General features: G+C 56.8%; 17 protein-coding genes. 14 read left to right on the top strand and 3 right to left on the bottom strand.

The features are described from left to right. The first annotated feature begins 45 nt into the window (after nt 1-45). The gene (locus QC823_RS01380; protein WP_309654575.1) at nt 46-531 is read left to right on the top strand and encodes a glutathione peroxidase; all 486 of its coding nucleotides are present in this window, start codon (nt 46-48) and stop codon (nt 529-531) included. 8 nt (nt 532-539) lie between these two features. On the opposite strand, the gene QC823_RS01375 is transcribed toward QC823_RS01380, so the two are convergent. Then, a complete protein-coding gene (locus QC823_RS01375; protein ID WP_309654574.1) occupies nt 540-929 on the bottom strand; it encodes a DUF7079 family protein in 390 nt (129 codons plus the stop codon). A gap of 166 nt (nt 930-1095) precedes the next feature. Here QC823_RS01375 and fabV point away from each other — a divergent pair, with 166 nt between their 5' ends. The 8 genes from fabV (at nt 1096) to QC823_RS01335 (ending at nt 10570) form a co-directional block, all read left to right on the top strand. Next, nucleotides 1096-2292 (top strand): enoyl-ACP reductase FabV, encoded by a 1197-nt coding sequence (gene fabV, locus QC823_RS01370; RefSeq protein ID WP_309654573.1) that lies wholly within the window; start codon nt 1096-1098, stop codon nt 2290-2292. Nucleotides 2293-2343: 51 nt separating this feature from the next. Further along, complete coding sequence (locus QC823_RS01365) at nt 2344-2550, top strand: hypothetical protein (protein ID WP_309654572.1); 207 nt, start codon at nt 2344-2346, stop codon at nt 2548-2550. Between the two features lie 198 nt (nt 2551-2748). Continuing rightward, the gene (locus QC823_RS01360) at nt 2749-3963 is read left to right on the top strand and encodes an aspartate aminotransferase family protein (RefSeq protein WP_309654571.1); all 1215 of its coding nucleotides are present in this window, start codon (nt 2749-2751) and stop codon (nt 3961-3963) included. A 22-nt stretch (nt 3964-3985) separates the two neighbouring features. Next, nucleotides 3986-5098, top strand: a complete 1113-nt coding sequence (locus QC823_RS01355) for an arginine N-succinyltransferase (protein ID WP_309654570.1) — start codon at nt 3986-3988, stop codon at nt 5096-5098. Next, entirely contained in the window at nt 5098-6129 is a 1032-nt protein-coding gene (gene astA, locus QC823_RS01350) for an arginine N-succinyltransferase (RefSeq protein ID WP_309654569.1), read from the top strand. The genes QC823_RS01355 and astA overlap by 1 nt, the downstream gene beginning before the upstream one ends. Nucleotides 6130-6153: 24 nt before the next feature. Further along, nucleotides 6154-7626: a succinylglutamate-semialdehyde dehydrogenase gene (gene astD, locus QC823_RS01345; protein WP_309654568.1), complete on the top strand. Its 1473-nt coding sequence runs from the start codon at nt 6154-6156 to the stop codon at nt 7624-7626. Next, nucleotides 7623-8987 (top strand): N-succinylarginine dihydrolase, encoded by a 1365-nt coding sequence (gene astB / locus QC823_RS01340; protein ID WP_309654567.1) that lies wholly within the window; start codon nt 7623-7625, stop codon nt 8985-8987. The genes astD and astB overlap by 4 nt, the downstream gene beginning before the upstream one ends. Before the next feature lie 218 nt (nt 8988-9205). Further along, nucleotides 9206-10570, top strand: a complete 1365-nt coding sequence (locus QC823_RS01335; protein WP_309654566.1) for an MFS transporter — start codon at nt 9206-9208, stop codon at nt 10568-10570. A 61-nt stretch (nt 10571-10631) separates the two neighbouring features. Here QC823_RS01335 and QC823_RS01330 read toward each other — a convergent pair whose 3' ends face one another. Further along, on the bottom strand, nt 10632-13265 hold the full coding sequence (locus QC823_RS01330; protein ID WP_309654565.1) for a translocation/assembly module TamB domain-containing protein: 2634 nt from the start codon (nt 13263-13265) through the stop codon (nt 10632-10634). 107 nt (nt 13266-13372) lie between these two features. On the opposite strand from QC823_RS01330, the gene QC823_RS01325 reads away from it, so the two are divergent. Further along, entirely contained in the window at nt 13373-14086 is a 714-nt protein-coding gene (locus tag QC823_RS01325) for a DUF3581 family protein (protein WP_309654564.1), read from the top strand. Between the two features lie 8 nt (nt 14087-14094). Here the strand turns inward: QC823_RS01325 and QC823_RS01320 are convergent, their stop codons facing one another. Then, on the bottom strand, nt 14095-14994 hold the full coding sequence (locus QC823_RS01320; protein WP_309654563.1) for a universal stress protein: 900 nt from the start codon (nt 14992-14994) through the stop codon (nt 14095-14097). Between the two features lie 220 nt (nt 14995-15214). Between QC823_RS01320 and QC823_RS01315 the strand changes: the two genes are divergently transcribed. From QC823_RS01315 to QC823_RS01300, 4 genes are all read left to right on the top strand, one after another. Continuing rightward, nucleotides 15215-16201, top strand: coding sequence for a TRAP transporter substrate-binding protein (locus QC823_RS01315; RefSeq protein ID WP_309654562.1), 987 nt, complete (start codon nt 15215-15217; stop codon nt 16199-16201). Continuing rightward, nucleotides 16201-16764 carry a TRAP transporter small permease gene (locus tag QC823_RS01310; protein WP_309654561.1) on the top strand — a complete coding sequence of 188 codons (564 nt, stop codon included), beginning with the start codon at nt 16201-16203 and terminating at the stop codon, nt 16762-16764. Before QC823_RS01315 ends, QC823_RS01310 begins: the two co-directional genes overlap by 1 nt. After that, nucleotides 16761-18026: a TRAP transporter large permease gene (locus QC823_RS01305; RefSeq protein WP_309654560.1), complete on the top strand. Its 1266-nt coding sequence runs from the start codon at nt 16761-16763 to the stop codon at nt 18024-18026. The genes QC823_RS01310 and QC823_RS01305 overlap by 4 nt, the downstream gene beginning before the upstream one ends. 188 nt (nt 18027-18214) lie before the next feature. After that, entirely contained in the window at nt 18215-19714 is a 1500-nt protein-coding gene (locus QC823_RS01300; RefSeq protein ID WP_309654559.1) for a CoA-acylating methylmalonate-semialdehyde dehydrogenase, read from the top strand. Nucleotides 19715-19833: the final 119 nt, after the last annotated feature.

Here is a 19833-nt window from a genome sequence, read left to right as displayed (position 1 = left end):
GTGGCAAAGTAAGCCGTATGTATTTGTTGCTATAACGGGGCTGCCATGAACATCTATGATTACGACTGTTTTACCCACGATGGGCAGCCGTTTAACCTCGGCGCACTACAAGGCCAGGTGCTTTTAGTGGTGAATGTGGCGAGCCAATGCGGCTTTACCCCGCAGCTCAAAGAGCTAGAAGCGCTCTATCAACGCTATCGTGATCGGGGATTTACGGTACTGGGATTTCCTTGCAACCAATTTGGTCATCAAACCCCGGAAAACGCCGAAACATTTGCCGCGTTTGCTAAACGCGAGTTTAGTGTTGAGTTCCCGCTAATGGAGAAAGTGAACGTTAACGGCCGTGATGCCCATCCCTTATTTGTCCAGCTCAAGAACGAAGCGCCTGGTGTGTTGGGAACAAAAGCGGTCAAGTGGAACTTTACTAAATTTCTTGTCGGGCGAGATGGCCATGCCATCGCGCGTTTTGGACCAAAAGAGCACGGCGTGGCGCTAAAGATCGACTTGGAGCGTGCGCTTGATACTGAATAAGCGTGAACTCACGAAGGGTGCTCGCCACGGGCGATAAGTACACGTTGCATTAACTCGTGCCAGCGGTGGCGCACCATCATAGTCGTGAGGCCAGAGAACAGCGCCCAGCTTTTACGCCGCCAGCCGGTTAAGCGCAGATTATGGCTGACCAGCTGTTTCATCAATTTGTAATCATCGTATTCACGCCACTCGCTGGCAATTGAAAGTTGATGGCGCGACATGACCGGCGCAAGCTCTAAACGAAACATCCACTCAAGCTCTTTGAGTGTCATTTCATGGCGCTGAATTTCCTCGACCATGGCGGCAAAATCACGCTCGCTGGGTTCTCGGTCGAGCCATAATGGCGCTAGCGCCAACCATAAATCTCCGCGTTCATCGACCAACTGCTGTGCGTTCATTGCTTGTTTCCCCGCGCCCGTATTTTGCCCGTCATCCTGCCGTGAATACCTAGCCATCTCAACCACAAAACGCTTAGCCACCCCACAAGGGCGGACAGCGGCGACGTTGGCGGCTAGAATATGGCCAACATTTATTTTACGCCAATTCCCGATAACGAGGTTCGATGTGATTATTAAACCCAAAGTGCGTGGCTTTATTTGTACCACTACCCATCCAAAAGGCTGCGAGCAGAACGTTCGCGAGCAGATCGAAACCACGCGGGCGCGCGGGCTTGATAAAAGCGCCGGGCCGAAAAAAGTGCTAGTGATTGGTGCCTCAAGCGGCTACGGCTTAGCGGCGCGTATTACCGCCGCGTTCGGTTACGGCGCCGATACCCTGGGGATTTTCTTTGAAAAGCCGGCTAGCGAGAAAAAGCCGGGCACAGCCGGTTGGTACAACAGCGCAGCGTTTGACAAATTTGCCAAAGAAGAAGGCCTTTACAGCAAGTCGATTAACGGCGATGCGTTCTCCCATGAAGCGCGGGAAAAAGCCATTGAGCTGATCAAGCAGGATATGGGCGAAGTCGATCTGGTGGTTTATTCGCTGGCGTCGCCAGTGCGCAAGCTGCCTGACAGCGGCGAAGTTAAGCGCTCAAGCCTCAAGCCGATTGGCGAGACCTATCGCGCCACGGCGATCGATACCAACAAAGACGCCATCACGGAAACCGAAGTCGAGCCGGCAACGCAACAGGAGATCGACGACACCATCGCGGTGATGGGCGGTGAAGATTGGGAGCTGTGGATGGACGCCCTCGATAAAGCGGGTGTGTTAGCCAAAGGCGCGCGCAGCGTGGCGTTTAGCTATATCGGCACCGAAATCACCTGGCCGATTTACTGGCATGGTGCACTGGGCAAAGCCAAGGAAGACCTTGACCGCGCTGCTGGTGAAATCGACGCAATGCTCAAAAAGCGCGACGGTAGTGCGAACGTGGCAGTACTTAAATCAGTGGTGACACAGGCAAGTGCCGCGATCCCCGTGATGCCGCTGTACATCGCCATGGTGTATCGCATTATGAAAGAGAAGGGGCTGCACGAAGGCACGATTGATCAGCTTAACCGCCTGTTTGATGAGAAACTCTACGGTGATGATGCCAGCATCGATGACGTTGGCCGCGTGCGTTTGGACGATTGGGAGCTGCGTGATGACGTGCAGCAGGCGTGCAAAGATCTATGGTCGGACGTTACCACCGACAACCTCTTCGCGATTACCGACTATGCTGGGTATAAGCACGAGTTCTTGAAGCTGTTTGGCTTCGAACGCGACGATGTCGATTACGAGGCAGATGTGAACCCGGTCGTGGAGTTCGATGTCATCCAGTTGTGAGAGCATTGTGTATGACGCTTAACCCGACATCTGGACATCTGGAGGTATCGTATGGATACCAAGGAAAGCAAGACCCCAGAAGAAGAGAAAGAGCATTTGACTAACGAGCGGAAACCCGAAAACTATGCAGCCTCTAAGCCGGAGAAACAGCCTGAGGCACAAAAGCCGGCTGGGGGTATGCAAAAAATACTGCCGCTTATTATCATTGGTGTTGGCATTTTAGTCGTGGCGCTGCTGTTCTTTGGCGGGGCCGACTAACCTTAGCTGATCAACCCAATAGGCCGGGCCATTGCTCGGCCTATTTCGTTTCTTCTCTTTGTTTTACTTTACGTGTCCCACGTTTTTCGCAATGCCTCGTGTGGCGCCATGGATAATTTTTCGCCTCATTGCCGAAAACGGTTAACCTAGTAAGCTTCTTGTACTTTTTCTTTTTTGACACAGTGGAGATAGCGTCTCATGAGCCACACCCCGAGCCGTCAAGATTTTGATCACTACATGGCGCCCAACTACGCCCCGCAACAGGTGATTCCGGTGCGTGGAGAGGGGAGCCGGCTATGGGACCAAGCAGGGCACGAGTATATCGATTTTGCTGGCGGCATCGCGGTGAACTCGCTAGGCCACTGCCATCCGGTCTTGGTTGATGCGCTCAAAAGGCAGGCCGATACGCTCTGGCACCTCTCCAACGTGTTCACCAACGAGCCAGCGCTGGCGCTTGCCAAAGCGCTCGTTGAGCGCACTTTTGCCGATAAAGTCTTTCTCTGCTCGTCCGGCGGTGAGGCCAACGAAGCCGCGCTTAAGCTGGCGCGCCGCTGGGCGGTGGAGCATCACGGTGAGCACAAAGATAAAATCATCTCGTTCTATCAATCCTTCCACGGCCGTACCTTCTTCACCGTGAGTGTTGGCGGTCAACCTAAATACTCTCAAGGTTTCGGCCCAGTGCCGGGCGGCATTTTGCACGCAGAGTTCAATGACCTAGAGAGCGTACGCCGGCTCGTGGGCGACGATACCTGCGCAATTATGGTCGAACCGATGCAGGGAGAGGGCGGTATCGTGCCCGCCAAGCCCGAGTTCTTACAGGGCCTACGCGAGCTGTGTGACGAACACAACGCCCTACTGATCTTTGATGAAGTACAAACCGGCGTGGGCCGCAGCGGCGAGCTTTATGCGTACAAGAATTTCGCTATTACCCCGGATATTCTCACCAGCGCCAAATCCCTCGGCGGCGGTTTCCCGGTCGGCGCAATGCTCGCGACCGACGACGTTGCCAAGTCATTGGCGGTGGGCACCCACGGCTCAACTTACGGCGGCAACCCGCTGGCTTCGGCTGTCGCGTTGGCGGCGGTGGAGTTTATCGATACCCCCGAAGTGCTCGCCGGCGTGAAAAAGCGTCACGACCTGTTTCGCGAGCATTTAGACACCATCAACCGCAAATACGGTGTGTTTAAAGAGGTGCGTGGCATGGGGCTTTTGATTGGCGCGCAGATGGCGGATGCCTACGAAGGTCGCGCCAAAGATATCCTGCCGCTGGCGATCGAGGAGGGGCTGATGGCGCTGATTGCCGGCCCCAACGTGCTGCGTATGGCGCCTTCGCTAGTGATCCCGGAGGCGGATATTGAGGAAGGCATGGCAAGGCTTGATCGCGCGATTGCCCGCTTAGTCGCACAAGGGTGAAAAACGAGATGAGGAGCCGAAGATGTTGACGTTTCGACCCGTTGAGACGCGCGATATCGACGCCTTAGCGCGGCTAGCGGAAAATGCCACCCCAAGGCTGACCAACTTGCCCGCCAGCCGCGAACGGCTTGAAGAGCGCATTGTTCGTTCTCAACAGGCTTTTGACCATGAGGGGGAAGTGTCTGGCAACGAGCACTATACCTTTGTGTTGGAAGATATCGCGGCTGATGGGGTGTCTCATGGTGTCGTGGGCACGGCGACTATCCGCGCCCTGGCGGGCGCAGCCGAGGCCTATTACACCTACCGCCAGGAGACGCTGATTCATGCCTCCCAGCAGCTCAACGTGCGCCGTGAAGTAAAAACACTCTCGCTGTCTCACGAGATGTCCGAGGCCACGTTGCTGTGTGCGTTCTCGCTTGACCCGCGCTACCAAGGCACTGACGCGGAAAGCCTGTTACGTCGGGCGCGGCTGATGTTTATCGCCCAATATCCCGAGCGTTTCTCACGCATTCTGGCCGTGGCGTTTCCCGGTTATCTCGATGCCAAGGCGCAATCGCCGTTTTGGGAGAGCGTCGGGCGCCACTTTTTCGCTCGCACCTTTCAAGAGATCAACCACATCGCCGGAGTGCGCTCGAAAAGCTTTATCGCCGAGGTGATGCCGCAGTTTCCGTTGTATTTGCCACTGCTAACGCATGAGGCGCGTGCGGCGATCGGCCGTGAGCATCCAGCGCATGAGGCGGCGCTAGCGGAAATGCTGGCGGAAGGCTTTGTGCGTTCTCGCCATGTGGATATTTTTGACGCCGGCCCGATTGTGAAAGTGGAATGCGAACGGCTGGCCACGTTTTGTCATGCCGCGTGGCATCCGGTGCGCATAGTGCCCGAACACGCGCTGCCCGATGCTGAGCCGGCGATGATCGCCAACCAAAAGCGCCGTGATTTTCGCTGTATTGTCGCGCGCTACGCACTTTCCGCGACCAGTCAGCTGATGTTGTCAACTTCACATGCCGAGCAGCTTGGGGTGGGAGACCGTTGCGCGGTGCTCGCCACACCGTTAACGCTGCCAAGTGACGACGCTACGTTCGATGGCGGTGCTGTGTTCAATGAAAGTGCTGTGCTCAATGAAGGAGGAGTGTAATGCGTCTTCGCCCCATTGCCCGCGACGACCTAGAGGGGCTGCAGGTGCTGGCACAGCAGACCGGTGTGGGCTTTACCTCGCTGCCGGATAATCGCGAATTTTTGGCAAGTAAGATTGAAACTGCCGCCCGCGCGTTCGAGGAGCGCACCGCGAAAGACGACCGGCTGTATTTTTTCGTGCTGGAAGACGAAGACAATGGCGAGCTCGCCGGCTGCTGTGCGATTGAAGGCCAGGTCGGCCGCGAGGTGCCATTCTACAACTACCGGCTCGGTACCCTGGCACACTCTTCTACACAGTTAGATTTGCACCGTACCCTCGATACGCTGTTTTTAAGCTCCGATCATACCGGCGATGCCGAAGTGTGTTCGCTGTTTTTGCGCGCGGAGTATCGCGGTGAGGCCAACAAGCAGTTGCGCAATGGCGCGCTGCTGTCGAAAGCCCGCTGGCTTTTTATCGCGCAGTTTCGTGACCAGTTTCCAGATAAAGTGCTGGCGGAAATGCGCGGCGTGTTCGACGACGATAACAAAAGCCCATTCTGGGAAAGCTTGGGCAAGCATTTCTTTCCCATGGATTTCAACGAGGCTGATCGCTTAACCGGCTTGGGGCAGAAAAGCTTTATCGGCGAGCTAATGCCCAAGTTTCCCATCTATACCACCTTTATGAGCGAGCCGGCGCGCGCTTGCATCGGCCAGGTCCACCGCCATACACGCCCAGCACTAGAAATGCTCAAAAAAGAGGGGCTACGCTGGGAAGGGTATATCGATATTTTTGATGGCGGCCCCACGGTGGAAGCCTACATTGATGACGTCCGCGCGATTCGTAACTCACGGCTTTACACGGTGGCGGTGTCTCAAAACGCAGCGCAGGAGAGCGTCAGCCGTTGGTTGGCTGCGACGACCAATATGCTCACTTTTACCGCTAGCTGGGTAGGGCGCGCGCCTAGCAACGACCACACTATTGTGCTTAGCGAACAAGAAGCGCAGCGCCTGGGCGTTGCTACCGGCGATACCCTGCGGCTACTCGAAACCTAGGCGACGATTACAGGAGAGTTTTTTATGCACGCCCAACAGCAGCAACTGATCAACGGCGCCTGGGTAGCAGGTGCGGCAGAAGCGTTGACTAAGCACAACCCTGTCGCCGGCGCGCTGCTCTGGCAAGGTGGTTCGGCATCAAGCGAGCAGGTAGCCGGTGCGGTAGACGCCGCGCGAAGCGCTTTCCCCGGCTGGGCGCGCACGACCTTTGCCGAGCGCCAAGCGCTGGTGGAGCGCTTCGTTGAGACATTAAAAACGCACCGTGAGGACCTGGCTGTGGCGATTGCCAGTGAAACGGGCAAGCCGCTTTGGGAGACGCGTACCGAAGTGGGGGCGATGATTGGCAAGGTGGCGCTTTCGCTTAAGGCCTACCATGAGCGTACCGGCGAACGCGAGAAAGCCGTCGACGGCGCAAAAGCCGTGCTTCGCCACCGCCCCCACGGTGTGATGGCGGTATTCGGCCCTTATAACTTCCCCGGCCACCTGCCCAACGGCCATATCGTGCCCGCACTGTTGGCGGGTAACTGCGTGGTGTTTAAACCCAGCGATCAAACCCCACTCACCGCTGATTTAACCCTGCAGTGTTGGCTTGAGGCCGGGCTGCCGGCTGGGGTGATTAACCTGGTGCAGGGCGGTGTGGCGGTCGGCCAGGCATTGGCAGGCAACCCCGATATTGATGGTCTGCTGTTTACCGGCAGCGCCAAAGTCGGCGGCATGCTGCACCAACAGTTTGCCGGGCAGCTGGATAAAATCCTGGCGCTGGAGCTGGGCGGCAACAACCCGCTGGTGGTGAAAGACGTGGAAGATGAGCGGGCCGCGGTGCTGGCGATTCTGCAATCGGCGTTTCTTTCTGGCGGCCAGCGCTGCACCTGCGCGCGGCGTTTAATGGTGCCCCAGGGCGACGTCGGAGACAGGCTGATCGACGCGTTGTCTGACGCTATCGCCAAGCTACACGTGGCCGAGCCGTTTGAACAAGACCCCGCGCCGTTTTATTCAGGCCTAGTCAGCGTGGCCGCCGCCGATGGCTTGCTCAAGGCTCAGGAGGAGCTGGAAGCGATGGGCGCTACGGTGATCAACCGTATGCAGCGTTTGCAAGACAACACCAGTCTGCTAAGCCCCGCGTTGATCGACGTGACTGGCTTAGACGTTCCCGATGAGGAGCATTTTGGTCCGCTGCTGAAAATTCACCGTTATCGCGATTGGGACGAAGCGTTAACGCTTGCCAATAATACGCGTTATGGGCTTTCCGCCGGGTTGATTGGCGGAGAGCAAGCCGATTGGGACGACTTTTTACTGCGCATTCGTGCGGGCATTGTGAACTGGAATCGCCAGACCACTGGCGCGTCGGGGGATGCTCCCTTCGGTGGTGTGGGCGATAGTGGCAATCACCGCCCCAGCGCCTACTATGCGGCGGATTACTGCGCCTACCCGGTCGCCTCCATGGAAGCCCAAGCGCTGGAAATGCCCGATACTCTGCCGCCAGGAGTGAGCTTGTGAGTGTCGCTGATATCGTCAACGCCTGTGAAGTCAATTTCGACGGGCTGGTCGGCCCGACCCATAACTACTCGGGGCTGGCGGTGGGCAACGTCGCGTCCATGAGCCACGGTGGTTTGGTTTCTAACCCCAAAGAGGGCGCGTTGCAGGGGCTTTTAAAAATGAAGTCGCTGATGGACGCGGGCTACGCTCAAGGCGTGCTGCCACCTCAACAGCGCCCGGATATTCACGCGTTGCGCGCGTTAGGTTTTGGCGGCAGTCATGGTGAGGTGTTAGCGCGCGCGGCCAAGGATGCCCCGCAGCTGCTGCGAGCGGTCTGTTCAGCGTCCAGCATGTGGACCGCCAATGCCGCTACCATTACCCCCAGCGTGGATGCGCCGGATGGTCGGGTGCACTTCACGCCTGCGAACCTGCAATCGAGTTTTCATCGTTACTTGGAGTCGCCCACAACCGCTCGCGTGCTGCGTGCCATATTTTGCGACGGTCAGCACTTCGCCCATCATTCGGTGCTGCCAGCCACGCCGGCGTTTTCCGATGAAGGTGCGGCCAACCACACCCGTCTGTGCAGTGAGCCTGGCGAGCCCGGCGTGCATCTGTTTGTGTATGGTCGCCAAGCGTTCGGTGGCGAGCGTGAGCCCAAACGCTATCCTGCCAGGCAAACGCTGGAAGCCAGTCAAGCCGTGGCCCGCCAACACGGGCTATCTGAGGCGCAAACGGTGTTTGCTCAGCAGCACCCGGATGCTATTGATGCGGGCGTCTTCCACAACGATGTCATTGCCGTGGGTAACGGCCCCGTGCTGCTTTACCACGAAATGGCATTCTTAGATGAAGGGCGCACGTTGGATGAGTTGCGCGCCAAGATGGCCACGCCGCTGATTCCCGTACGCGTACCCAAGGAAGCGGTGAGCCTGGAAGACGCAGTGGCATCGTATTTGTTTAATTCGCAGCTGCTCTCCAACCCGGACGGCACCATGTCGCTGGTCGTGCCCGGCGAATGCCAGGCAGATGAAACAGTATGGCGCACCATTCAAGACCACCTCCTGGCGGGCCATAACCCGATCAGTGAGGTGATTGTTAAAGACGTTAAGCAAAGCATGCGCAATGGCGGCGGCCCCGCTTGCCTGCGCCTGCGCGTGGTGCTCACAGAAGCCGAACGCGAAGCACTTACCGGCCGCGTGCTGCTCACCAATGCGCTTTATGATGACTTAACCGCTTGGGTGAATCGCCATTATCGCGACCGGTTGGCTGTCGACGACCTCAAAGACCCGCAACTCGCGGAAGAGTCGCTCACCGCACTGGATGAACTCACCCAACTGTTAAAGATCGGGTCTGTTTATCCGTTTCAGCGTGATACCACCGCGTAAGACTCGCGTTGCTTTGCCAGCGACGCGTTACTTTGCCAGCGAGTAGGAGTAAACGTCATGGTTAGAGGTAAGCTAGAGTGAGAGGTAAGCTATCGTTAGAGATGAGCTATCGTTAGAGGCAAACCATTCAACCTGCGACCCTTGAGTTCCGCGCGTTGCTCATAGCGGATGTCGTTGAGAGAATGCCATTTTATCACCATCGCAAGGAGTACCTGGGTATGAGGGCGTTGTCGAACATGAGGTTTGCGTTATTCGGTGCAGCGCTGGTGGCCATCAGTTATGGCTTGGCGCGCTTTGCGTTTGGCCTCTTTGTGCCCTCTATCAGTGCGGAGTTGACGCTATCAGCGAACCTAGTCGGTACTATCGGGGCGCTGCCCTTTATCAGTTTTGTCCTGGCTTCTTTGGTGGCGCCGATGGCGGCCGACCGCCTCGGGGCGCGCAACCTTGCCGTGCTTTCAAGCGTTGCCGGTGCGGGTGGCATGGGGATGATCAGCCAATCTGCAGATGTTTACATGCTGGGTGCCGGCGTTTTTATCTGCGGTATCTGCACCGGCTTTATGATGCCGGCCTTAACGGCTGCCATGCAGGTGTTGGTAAGTCGCTCTATGCATGGGCGCGTCAGTTCGATCCTGAATGCAGGCACTAGCATTGGTGTCATCGTCGCAGTACCCACGGTTGTTTTTTTGGCGGATGCTTGGCGATTAACCTATAGCATGTTTGCCGTGTTGGCAGGCTTGGGTGCTATTGCCGCCTGGTTTTTTATCCCCTCAGTATCGCGAGTCATTCCCTCGAATGCAGCACCGCCGCCGCCCATCACCCGGTTGCAGTGGTCGCGCCTGATTCGTCTCTCGTTGTTCGCTTTTGCCATGGGCTTTGTGTCGTCGGCGTATTGGGTATTTGCCCCAGACCTAGCGGTGACATTGGGTGCGTTACCGGCAAATCAGACCGGTTGGTTATGGTTTGCCGTTGGCCTTGCCGGCTTAGGCGGTGCCGTTGTGAGTGACCTGGCTGACCGTAACAATCCCCCTATCACGCAGGCCTTGATGCTGATGCTACTGTCGTCAAGCCTGGTGCTGTTGGCCGCAAGCCCAGACCGGCTGGTATTGGCGATGTTTTCGGCGTTGGTGTTCGGTCTTGCCTATATGAGCCTGAGTGGGCTGTACCTAATGACCGGTATCCGTCTCTTGCCCGGTCGGTTATCGGTTGGGCCGGTGTTGCCCTTTATCGCCATCGCACTGGGGCAGGCGGTAGGTTCCCCGGTGATTGGGGTGCTGGTGGAAAGCATTGGCTATGCGGATGCATTTTCCATCTTTGCGACAATCGGCATTGTCATCGCGATTGTGTCGCCGGCGTATCCTGGGCATATTGATTACTGGGCTGATTGGACAGAAACCGAAACGGAAGAAATGCCAGCACCATGGGTAGAGCCTGAACCGGACGAAACTGGCCTTCAGGCAGCCTATGATAATCAGTTGGTGGATGAAGCCGGTGAGCCTCTGGATTTGGACCCCGACCCTGTCGTTGAAGAAGATTCAGTAGCCGAAGAAACAGAGACAGAGTCTGAAAAAAACGATCAGCGCTAAACACGACGGGTAGAAACCCAGCCGCTGAACCTAAAAGGACTAAGGGGCAGCGGCTGGTTTGTCAGCGCTGTTGCCGCCATCGGTCGAACCAACGTCGTGGTTGGAGTACGTGTAGCGTGGGTTCGCTGTCGTCTAACGCAACGCCTAGTCCCCAACGCCCTAAACGGGCATAAAGCGCCCCATTGGCGCGTTGATTCGCTAGTGTCAGGTCAGCGAGCATTAAAAGCGGGCCACCGCCGAGCGTTAGATCGCTCAGCTCAAGTTGGTTGCCGGTTAAACGCAGCTGGGCATCGCCCGTTATATTGCGCACGCTGAGCATACGCCCAAGCCAGTCGTTTTCTCTGGCGCGGGCAAGAAACAGTCGCGCGAGTAGGCCGCTATCGCGCAGCTGAAGCGCCAAGTGTGCACTAAGGTCAATGGGGGTGTCCCACGTCAATGTCGCGTCGCTCATGTCGAGCTGCGCCCACCAGCCAGCGTCTTGTTGGCCTTCTTCGCTTAAGCGGGAGACGTTTTCCAGGCGCAGGAAGGAGTCGTTGGCGACAAAGCGCATGGTGTCGATATCGCCTTCGCTTAAGGTTAAGTGCATGTGTACATCGCCCCGCAGCCGTTGTTCCAGTAGCGAAAGCTCCGCGCCAAAGGCGCGCAGGGTGATGTCTCCTTGGCCTTGTAACCCGCGCAGTGTTAGCTCGCTTTCGAGGCTTGCCTGACCATCTAAAAGCGCAATGCCAACCCCTTCGGGAAAGTAGGCGTTGTAACGGGTAATATCTGGCACATCGATAATCGGCAAGCTAACCCGGGTAATGAAATGCTCCGGCTGAGGGTCATCCATGGCGGCGCTAAAGGCATCCGTGCGGGTGGTAAGGGCGAGGTGGCGACCTTCAACATGGGGGCGCTCATCGTCTTGGCGTTTAAGCGAAAAACGTGGAATGCCAAGGGTCAGCTGGGCTTGCTCGTCGCTATCCAACTGAGCGGTAAGTTCACCTCGCCCGCTGGCTTGGTAGTCCAAAAAATTGACGCTTAGCGGATGAGCGTCGATTCGAAGACGTGTCGGCACGGTAAGTTGGCTATCGTGAAAACCTCCTTGTGCGAAAAGCTGGCCCTCCCCGCTTATCGCAAGCCCGTGAGCGCTGGGCAAAAAGGCGTTAAGAAAACCAAGACGCTCGACGCGACCCGATAGGGAAAATTGCCCCCGTGGCTTATCATTCTCGCGCTGAAAACGTCCCTCGTGCAGCGTCAGAGTGCTCGTCAGACGTTCTTGTTGGGTGGCGTCCGCTATCTGCCAGCGCAGCTGGCTGCCGCTTAAGTCTAACTGGCTGCCATCGAGTGCTGCGTCACGGATGGCGAGATCAAGCTGCATATCGCTGGTTAAGCGGTGGATATGCTCGCCTGCGTGCCAGTCGGTGATCCAGCGGTTCCCCGCGAGCGCCATGTTGCCGTTTAACGACGTCGGGTTCAGCGTTAACTGGCCGTGGCTTTGAGCCTGCCCGCTCACCAACCGCAGTGGCGAGGGGTCGGGTAAGAAGGGGGCGAGATAGGGCTGCAATACCGCGATATCCGGCAGGGTGGCGTCCTGCCAATGCAGTGCGGCCTGCTCGGGCGCTTGTAAACGGTCAAGGCGGCGGTTGTCTAGCGAGGTGGTGAGTCGTAGCTGGGTATCGGTGGCATAGGGTGCTTCGTCCAGGCGTTGATGAACCGTGACGCCATTGAGCCTCGCGCTTAACGTGAGCGTTTCCGGCAAATCGTCGGCAACTGCTAGGGTGATGGTGCCGTCGCCCTGGGCGGTATGAACCGTTGGCCGGCGCTCGGGATAAGCCCAGGGTGTCGTCTCGCCGGCATCATTGACGGGGCTCAGGGCCGCTTCGTCGACGTTAAGTGTCAGCGCTGGGGCATTTAAGGTAAGTTGGCTGCCTGCGTCGAGCTGACCGTGCGTTAGCGAGAGCGTGCCCCCAAGCGCGCCACGACCGCTGATGGCAAGCCAAGGTAGCGCCTCAAGATAGGTCATGAACACGTCCCAGGCATCGGCGTGGGCGCTTAGTTCGGTATTGGCGGAGAGCGCTGCCGCAAGATCGGGGTTGAGGGTGCCGTCGGCGGTCGTCGGCGCCACTGTATCCAGCGTGGCGCTGGCGATGAGATGAATATCGCGTGCCAATATGGCGTTGTCGCTTTCACGCAACACGTGCCCCTGGGTTAAGTCTAATTCAGCGTGGGGAATGGTCAGGGTGTCACGGCTAAGAGTCGTTTGGCGAATGCTGAAGCGCCCGTCGCCCTGCAGGCTAATATCGCCTAGCTGCAGTTTGCGAATGCCGTTCGCTTCTAGGGTGGCAATGTGCAGCTCACCGCGCAGCAGCGCTAATAATGAGAGTTCAAGGGTTGCCTGTTCTGCTTCAACGGCAAGCGCCAGTGTGCCGTCATCGCGGCTTAGCCTCAGTCCTTCGACCTCCCAGCGACCGGGATGGTGGCTACTGCCTTGGCTCCAGCGCACCTCCACACCGTCAATTTGCGAAATGCGGTTAGGCAACCACTGACTGTTAAGCAGCCAGTAGCTGCCTGCCAACCATAGCGCCACGAAGCCAAGGGCAAGTGCCAGTGTTATCGCTAACCATCGGGGTAAACGTCTTTTGGCAGTGATTTGGGTGGTTTCTTTTTCTGATGCCGGGGTTGGCGATGTTTTGATTGGCGGTGTTTTGATTGACATAGATGCGCTCTAAAAGACGACTCCTGTTAACCGCGGTTTTGTGGCATGATGCGCGACGTTGTTTATGATGGACAATTAACTTTAACGCTAGGCAGGCAGCAAACGCCATGTTCAAGGATTTTTATGCGCAGCGCGGAGAATACGTGGTGATCTCCGCCGAGCAGGCCAGCCGCTTCGCCAAAGGCGTTGCCGGTGATTACAATCCCATTCATAACCCGGATGCACGCCGCTTTTGCGTGCCCGGCGACCTGCTGTTTGCGCTTGTGCTCGAACGCTTTGGGCTATCGCAAACGATGGAGTTTCGTTTTTTGAGCATGGTGGGCGCGGATACGCCTCTGCGTTTTCATGAGGCGGATGACGGCACGATCCACGTCTGCGATGAGGGCGGTAAGTGCTTCTTGCAAGCAACACGCAGCGGCGCCACTACTCACGAAGCCGCTGCGGTTGATGCGTTTGTGCGCTGCTACGTGGCGTTTTCGGGTAAAAACTTCCCGCACTATTTAAAGCCGCTGATGGAGGAGCAGGGGGTAATGTTTAACCCCAAGCGCCCGCTGGTGATTTACGACAGCATGGGATTTACCTTGGAGCAGCTCGATGGCTTGCTACCCGGTTTGGCGTTGATGAGTTCCTCGCTTGAGGTGCTGGGCAAGCGCGCCGACGCACTGCTGGAGTTCTCCATTCAATCCAATGGAAAAGCGGTCGGTGTCGGCTCGAAAAAGCTCGTGGTCAGCGGCCTGTGTGACTACGACGCCGAGGCAATGGAAGCCATTGTTGCTGAGTTCTACCGTCTGAAAGACGCCTATGAAACCTCAAATGCCTAGACCTTAGGCTATACCACGACGGTGACTGGGCAGGGGGCAAGCTCAATGACTTTTTGGCTTACACTGCCCAGTAGTGACTCCCGCCAGTGACCCAGTCCGCGTCGACCCATCACGATAACGGGGCTGTTGTCGCACTTATGCGCTTGCTCGACGATGGCTTCACCGTAGCGCTCAGCGTGTAATACGGTATCGTGGATGCCCGCCGGCACATCTCCCAGTGCGTCGCGGGTATCGGTTAACACCCGTTGCGCCTCTTGCTCGCCGTTATCCAGCGGTGGTACCTCGCCGGAGGGCTGGCAATAAATAATCTCGACGGGGATATTGCCGCTGCGGGCTAAATCGCCTGCTAGGCGCGCAGCGAGAACGCTGGTTTTGGAACCGTCTGTGGGTAGCAGGATACGCCCAATAGAGGCCATCTCGGTCATATGGGCGTCGGCGTGCAAGATGGTCACGGGGCCTTTGGCGTGGTGAATCACGGCGTTGCTGACACTGCCTTTGACCCATTTGCCAATTTCGCTTAAATGCCGAGCGCCCATTACCAGCTGAGATTTTTTATGCTGGCATGCGTGTTCGACAATGGCGCGCTCGGGTTGGCGCACAAAGCTTGTGTCGTGCAGGCGTACTTCTTCAACCGTTAGGTCCGAGACAAAAGAAAGGTCGTTGAGCACGCGGCGAGCCTCGGCAAAAGCGGTATTGGCTTTGGCGTCTTGCTGTTCGTGATCAAAGTCCTCTGCATTATAGCGGTTGGCAGGCAAGTCGCTCAGCTCGGCGGGGTATAAAGGTAATACGTTAACGAGCTGTAAGGTGGCGTGGTAGAGGTTCGCAAGCAGCGCTGCGTGGCGCGTTGCGATATTGGCCTCGTTGGAACCGTCGACGGCCACGATCACCGATGAAATTTGTTCACTCATCCAAAGCTCCTCACGTATCCATTCAGCCGGTTCAGCTTCTACGTCGTTAGTTTAAGCGGGTGCCATCAACGTTGCCACTGGGGTATTCTCGAAAGCGGTAACGTAAAGGGCTTTAACGACTACCCTATCAAACGCATCTCAAAAGCGTCGGTTGCGCTTTTGAGATGCGCTGTCTTGCCGGACTTTTTTACTGGACTTGCTTGTTTAACAGGAAATTACCATGAATCAACGCAAAACGTTAACGCTGACAGTGGCGGTTACTGCCTTCGCGCTCTCTTCGCTGTCGGCGCAGGCGCGTGATTTTCGTCTGGGCTTGATTACGCCGCCGTCACATTTGTGGTCAACCGAAGCCGAAGCGTTCGCTGAAACCTTGCAAGCACGCTCGGACGGCGAGCATAGCGTGTCGGTTTTCCCGGCGCAGCAGCTGGGCAACGAAGCGCAAATGGTCCAGCAGCTGCAAACCGGTGCGTTGGACATGGCATTTTTGACCATTGCCGAAATTTCCAACCGGATTCCCGATTTTGGGGCGCTTTATGCGCCTTATCTGGTCGATGACGTGAACCATGCGGCAAGCCTTTTGCGCTCCGATGCCGCAGGAGAGCTTTTGGACTTAATGCCCCAAGGCGTGGGCTTGGTGGGGGTTGGCTACGGCATGGTGGGGATGCGTCAGGTCTTGAGCCGCGACCCGATTACCTCTGCCGAGGATATGCAGGGCCTGCGGCTGCGGATTACCCCCTTCGAGCCGATTCGCGATTTCTACACCGCTACCGGGGCGGCACCAGCGCCCATGCCGCTGTTGGAAGTCTATGATGCGCTAGCCAACGGCCAGGTGGACGCCATCGACATGGATTTCGACTCGATTCTGATTCTGAAATTCTACGAGCAGGCCGAGAATTTACTTATTTCCAACCACATGATGTTCCCCATGGTGGGCGTCGTCTCCGGGCGGGTATGGCGTGAGCTTTCCGCTGAGGATCGCGCGTTGATCGAGTCCACCATGTCCGAGCATTTGGAAAACGTGCTCTCGGGGTTTGAAGCGAAGGATGCTGCCCAAGAAGAGCAAATTCGCGCGCTGGATATCAATATCGTCGAAGCCGATGCCGAGTTCTTTAGCGAGGCGATTGCCGAGTGGGAAGCGATCTGGGCGCCCAAGGCCCCAATGCTAGATACCCTGCGCGAGGAGGCCGAGAGCTTACGGGATCAGTGATGCTTCAGCGTTTATCCACCGCGCTTGCCCGTGTTGAAGAAATGACCGCCGCCGCGTTGGCGGCGGTGGTGACGTGCCTCATTCTTACCAATATCGCCTTTCGTGTCGTGGGGAGTCCGCTTTATTGGATCAGCGAGCTATCAATCTACGCCATGATTTGGATGACGTTTTTGATCGCCAGCGCGGTATTAAAGCGCCGCCAAGGCATCGCGGTGACGCTGTTGCCTGAGGCGTTGTCGCAAACGGGACGTAAGCTCATCATGCTCTGGGTAGATGGCATGGTGTTACTGTTTGCGCTTGCGATGGTAGGGCTCTGTTGGCAGTGGTACCAGCCTCTGACGCTTGCTCGGCTTGGCTTTGATACCCAGGCGTTTCAGGGCGAAACATTTAATTTCATCTACGCCGAGAATACCTCCACCTTGGGCATCAAAAAATTTTGGTTTTGGCTTATCGTGCCGTGGTTTGCGCTGTCGTTAACCCTGCATAGTATAGCGAATTTTGTTCAAGGCCTTTGGCAGTGGCGAGACCCGACCGAAGGGCCCGGCGCGGAGACACTACCATGACCGTGATGGTATTCGCGCTTTTGCTCTTGGGCGCCGTACCGATTGCCTTGGTGCTGGCGATGACGGCGATGTGGTACATCTATGCCTCTGGCAACACGGTGCTTTTTGCGTCCTACCCGCAGCAGCTCTTCAGTGCGATTGAAAGTTACGGCTTGCTGGCGATACCGCTTTTTATGCTTGCCGGTGAGCTGATGAACGAAGGCGGTTTAACGCGACGGCTAATTGCGCTAGCAAGAATTTTTGTCGGTGGCTTTCGCGGTGGCTTGGCATATATCAACTTGGTCGCCAATATGATGATGGCGGCGATAATCGGCTCGGCGGCTTCGCAAATTGCGATTATGTCGCGCGCGATGGTGCCGGCGATGGAGCGCGAAGGTTACGATAAATCCTACAGCGCGGCGATTACCGCGGCGGGCGGTTTGCTCTCACCGATTATCCCACCGTCGATGCTCTTTGTGCTGTTTGGCGTGATCGCACAGGTACCTATTGCCGAGATGTTTATCGCCGGGCTGTTGCCGGGGCTGTTATTAGGCTTGGCCTTTTTTATTGTGATTGCGGTGGTGGGGCTTTTGCAGCAGTACCCGCGCGGGCAGTGGCCTAGCCGCCAACAGGCGCTTTCCGATTTTGCCTGGGGATTGCCGGCGCTCTCGATTCCGGTGATTATTATTGGCGGTATTTTGCTCGGTATCGCTACCCCTACCGAGTCAGCAGCGCTTGCCTCCTTTGCTGCGCTTTTCATCGGCCGCTTTGTTTACCGTGATCTTGATCTGGGGCGACTGCCCCAAGTGCTGCGCCGCACGGCGGTGAATGCGGGGCTGGTGATCATGCTTATCGCGGCGGCGGGAGTGTTTGGTTGGGTGGTCGTATATGAGCAGTTGCCGCAAATGGCGGCCGCCTGGATTGCTGCGCTGACCACCGACCCGTTTATATTCTTACTGCTGTTGATCGGCGTGTTGTTGCTGGTTGGGATGGTGATCGACGGCATCGCCGCGCTTATTCTGGTGGTCCCGATCGTGCTGCCAATTGCGCAAAATCAGTTTGATATTAGCGCGTATCAGTTTGGTGTGGTGGTGTGTTTGACGCTGGTGATGGGGCTACTCACGCCGCCTGTCGGCGCCGGGCTTTTCGTGGCATCGTCGATGACCGGCGCGCCACCGCTGAAAATCTTTCGCGCGTTGCTGCCATTTCTGTTGGCAACGTTAATCACACTGGTGATGCTAGCTTGGCAGCCCTGGTTAACAGAAGGGCTCATTAACCGCTAGGGGCGCCTGAGAGCTTAAATACAGCGCAAGGCGGAAGGGGCATTGACCCCACCTTGAGAATCTTGTTTACTCGCATAACGCCCGTTGACGCTTACGTCAACTTACTGCTATATCCTTTATCTACAACAAACATTGATTCCTAACAAACACTGATTCCCAACAAACATAAAGACAACAGGAGAAACTGCATGTCCATTCGCGAAATCCCCATGTATATCGATGGCAAGCCGGTCATATCGCAAAGCCAAGACTGGCATGACGTGGTCAACCCCGCGACACAAGAAGTTGTGGCGCGGGTCCCGTTTTGTACCGCCGAGGAAGTTGAACGTGCGGTGGAAAGCGGTAAAAAGGCGTTTAAAGAGTGGCGCAAAGTGCCTCTGGGTAAGCGCATGCGCATTATGCTCAAGCTACAGGCGCTGATCCGCGACAACACCGCCGAGCTTGCCGCACTGATTACCGAAGAGCACGGCAAAACCCTACCGGATGCAGAAGGCGAAGTGGGCCGCGGGCTGGAAGTGGTTGAGCACGCTTGCTCCATTACCTCGCTACAGCTGGGTGAGCTTGCGGAAAACGCCGGCAATGAAGTCGACGTTTATAGCATGCATCAGCCGCTAGGCGTCGGGGCGGGTATCACCGCGTTTAACTTCCCGATCATGTTGCCCTGTTTTATGTTCCCGCTGGCCATTGCCACCGGTAATACCTTCGTTCTCAAGCCGTCTGAGCAAGACCCAAGCTCCACCATGCGTTTGGTTGAGCTGGCCCACGAAGCGGGCGTGCCTGCGGGCGTGCTGAACGTGGTCCACGGCGGGCCGGATGTGGCTAACCAGATCGCGGATCATCAAGACATCAAGGCGCTTTCGTTTATCGGTTCCACCCACGTGGGTTCGCTACTGTATAACCGCTCCGCCGCGGCGGGTAAGCGCATGCAGTCGATGATGGGGGCTAAAAACCACTGTGTCGTAATGCCGGATGCTAACCGCAGCCAGGCCATCAATAACCTGCTTGGGTCAGCCTTTGGCGCTGCCGGTCAGCGTTGCATGGCTAACTCCGTCGTTGTCTTGGTGGGCGATGCGCGCGAGTGGCTGGATGATATCGTCGAAGGGGCTCGCGGTATGAAAGTTGGCCCTGGCACTCAGCGTGACGCTGACTTGGGACCGCTGGTATCGCCGCAGGCCAAAGAGCGCGTTGAGCGGTTGATTGCCGCGGGCGAAAAAGAGGGTGCCAAGTTAATGGTGGATGGTCGCGGTTGCACGGTTGACGGCTACCCAGAAGGTAACTTTGTGGGGCCAACGCTTTTTGCCGACGTTAACGCCGATATGACAATTTACCGCGAAGAAATTTTCGGCCCGGTGCTCTGCGTGGTTAACGTGGAAACGTTGGATGAGGCGATTGAGTTCATTAACGCGAACCCGAACGGCAACGGCACCTCAATCTTTACCAACTCCGGTTGGGTGGCGCGTCGCTTCGAAACCGATATCGACGTAGGCCAGATTGGTATCAACGTACCGATTCCAGTGCCGGTCGCCTACTTTAGCTTTACCGGTTCGCGCGGCTCTAAGCTTGGTGATCTTGGCCCCAACGGCAAGCAAGCCATTGCCTTTTGGACGCAAACGAAAACCGTCACGGCACGCTGGTTTGAACCGGAAAACGTCTCTAGCGGCATTAACAGCACAATTTCACTGGGCTAATCGCTTTGTGCATAAACTTTTGCATAAACCACATTGTATAAATCACGTTGTATAAACCACGTCGAATAAACAATGGTAAACAAACAACAAAGCCCCGCAAGGCGGGGCTTTGTTGAATG

Origin of the sequence: Vreelandella vilamensis (assembly GCF_031451755.1) — a bacterium.
In the GTDB taxonomy this organism is placed as follows: Bacteria; Pseudomonadota; Gammaproteobacteria; order Pseudomonadales; family Halomonadaceae; genus Vreelandella; species Vreelandella vilamensis.
The sequence above is the reverse complement of the archived record's forward strand: the minus strand, read 5'-3'. Positions and strand labels throughout refer to the sequence as shown.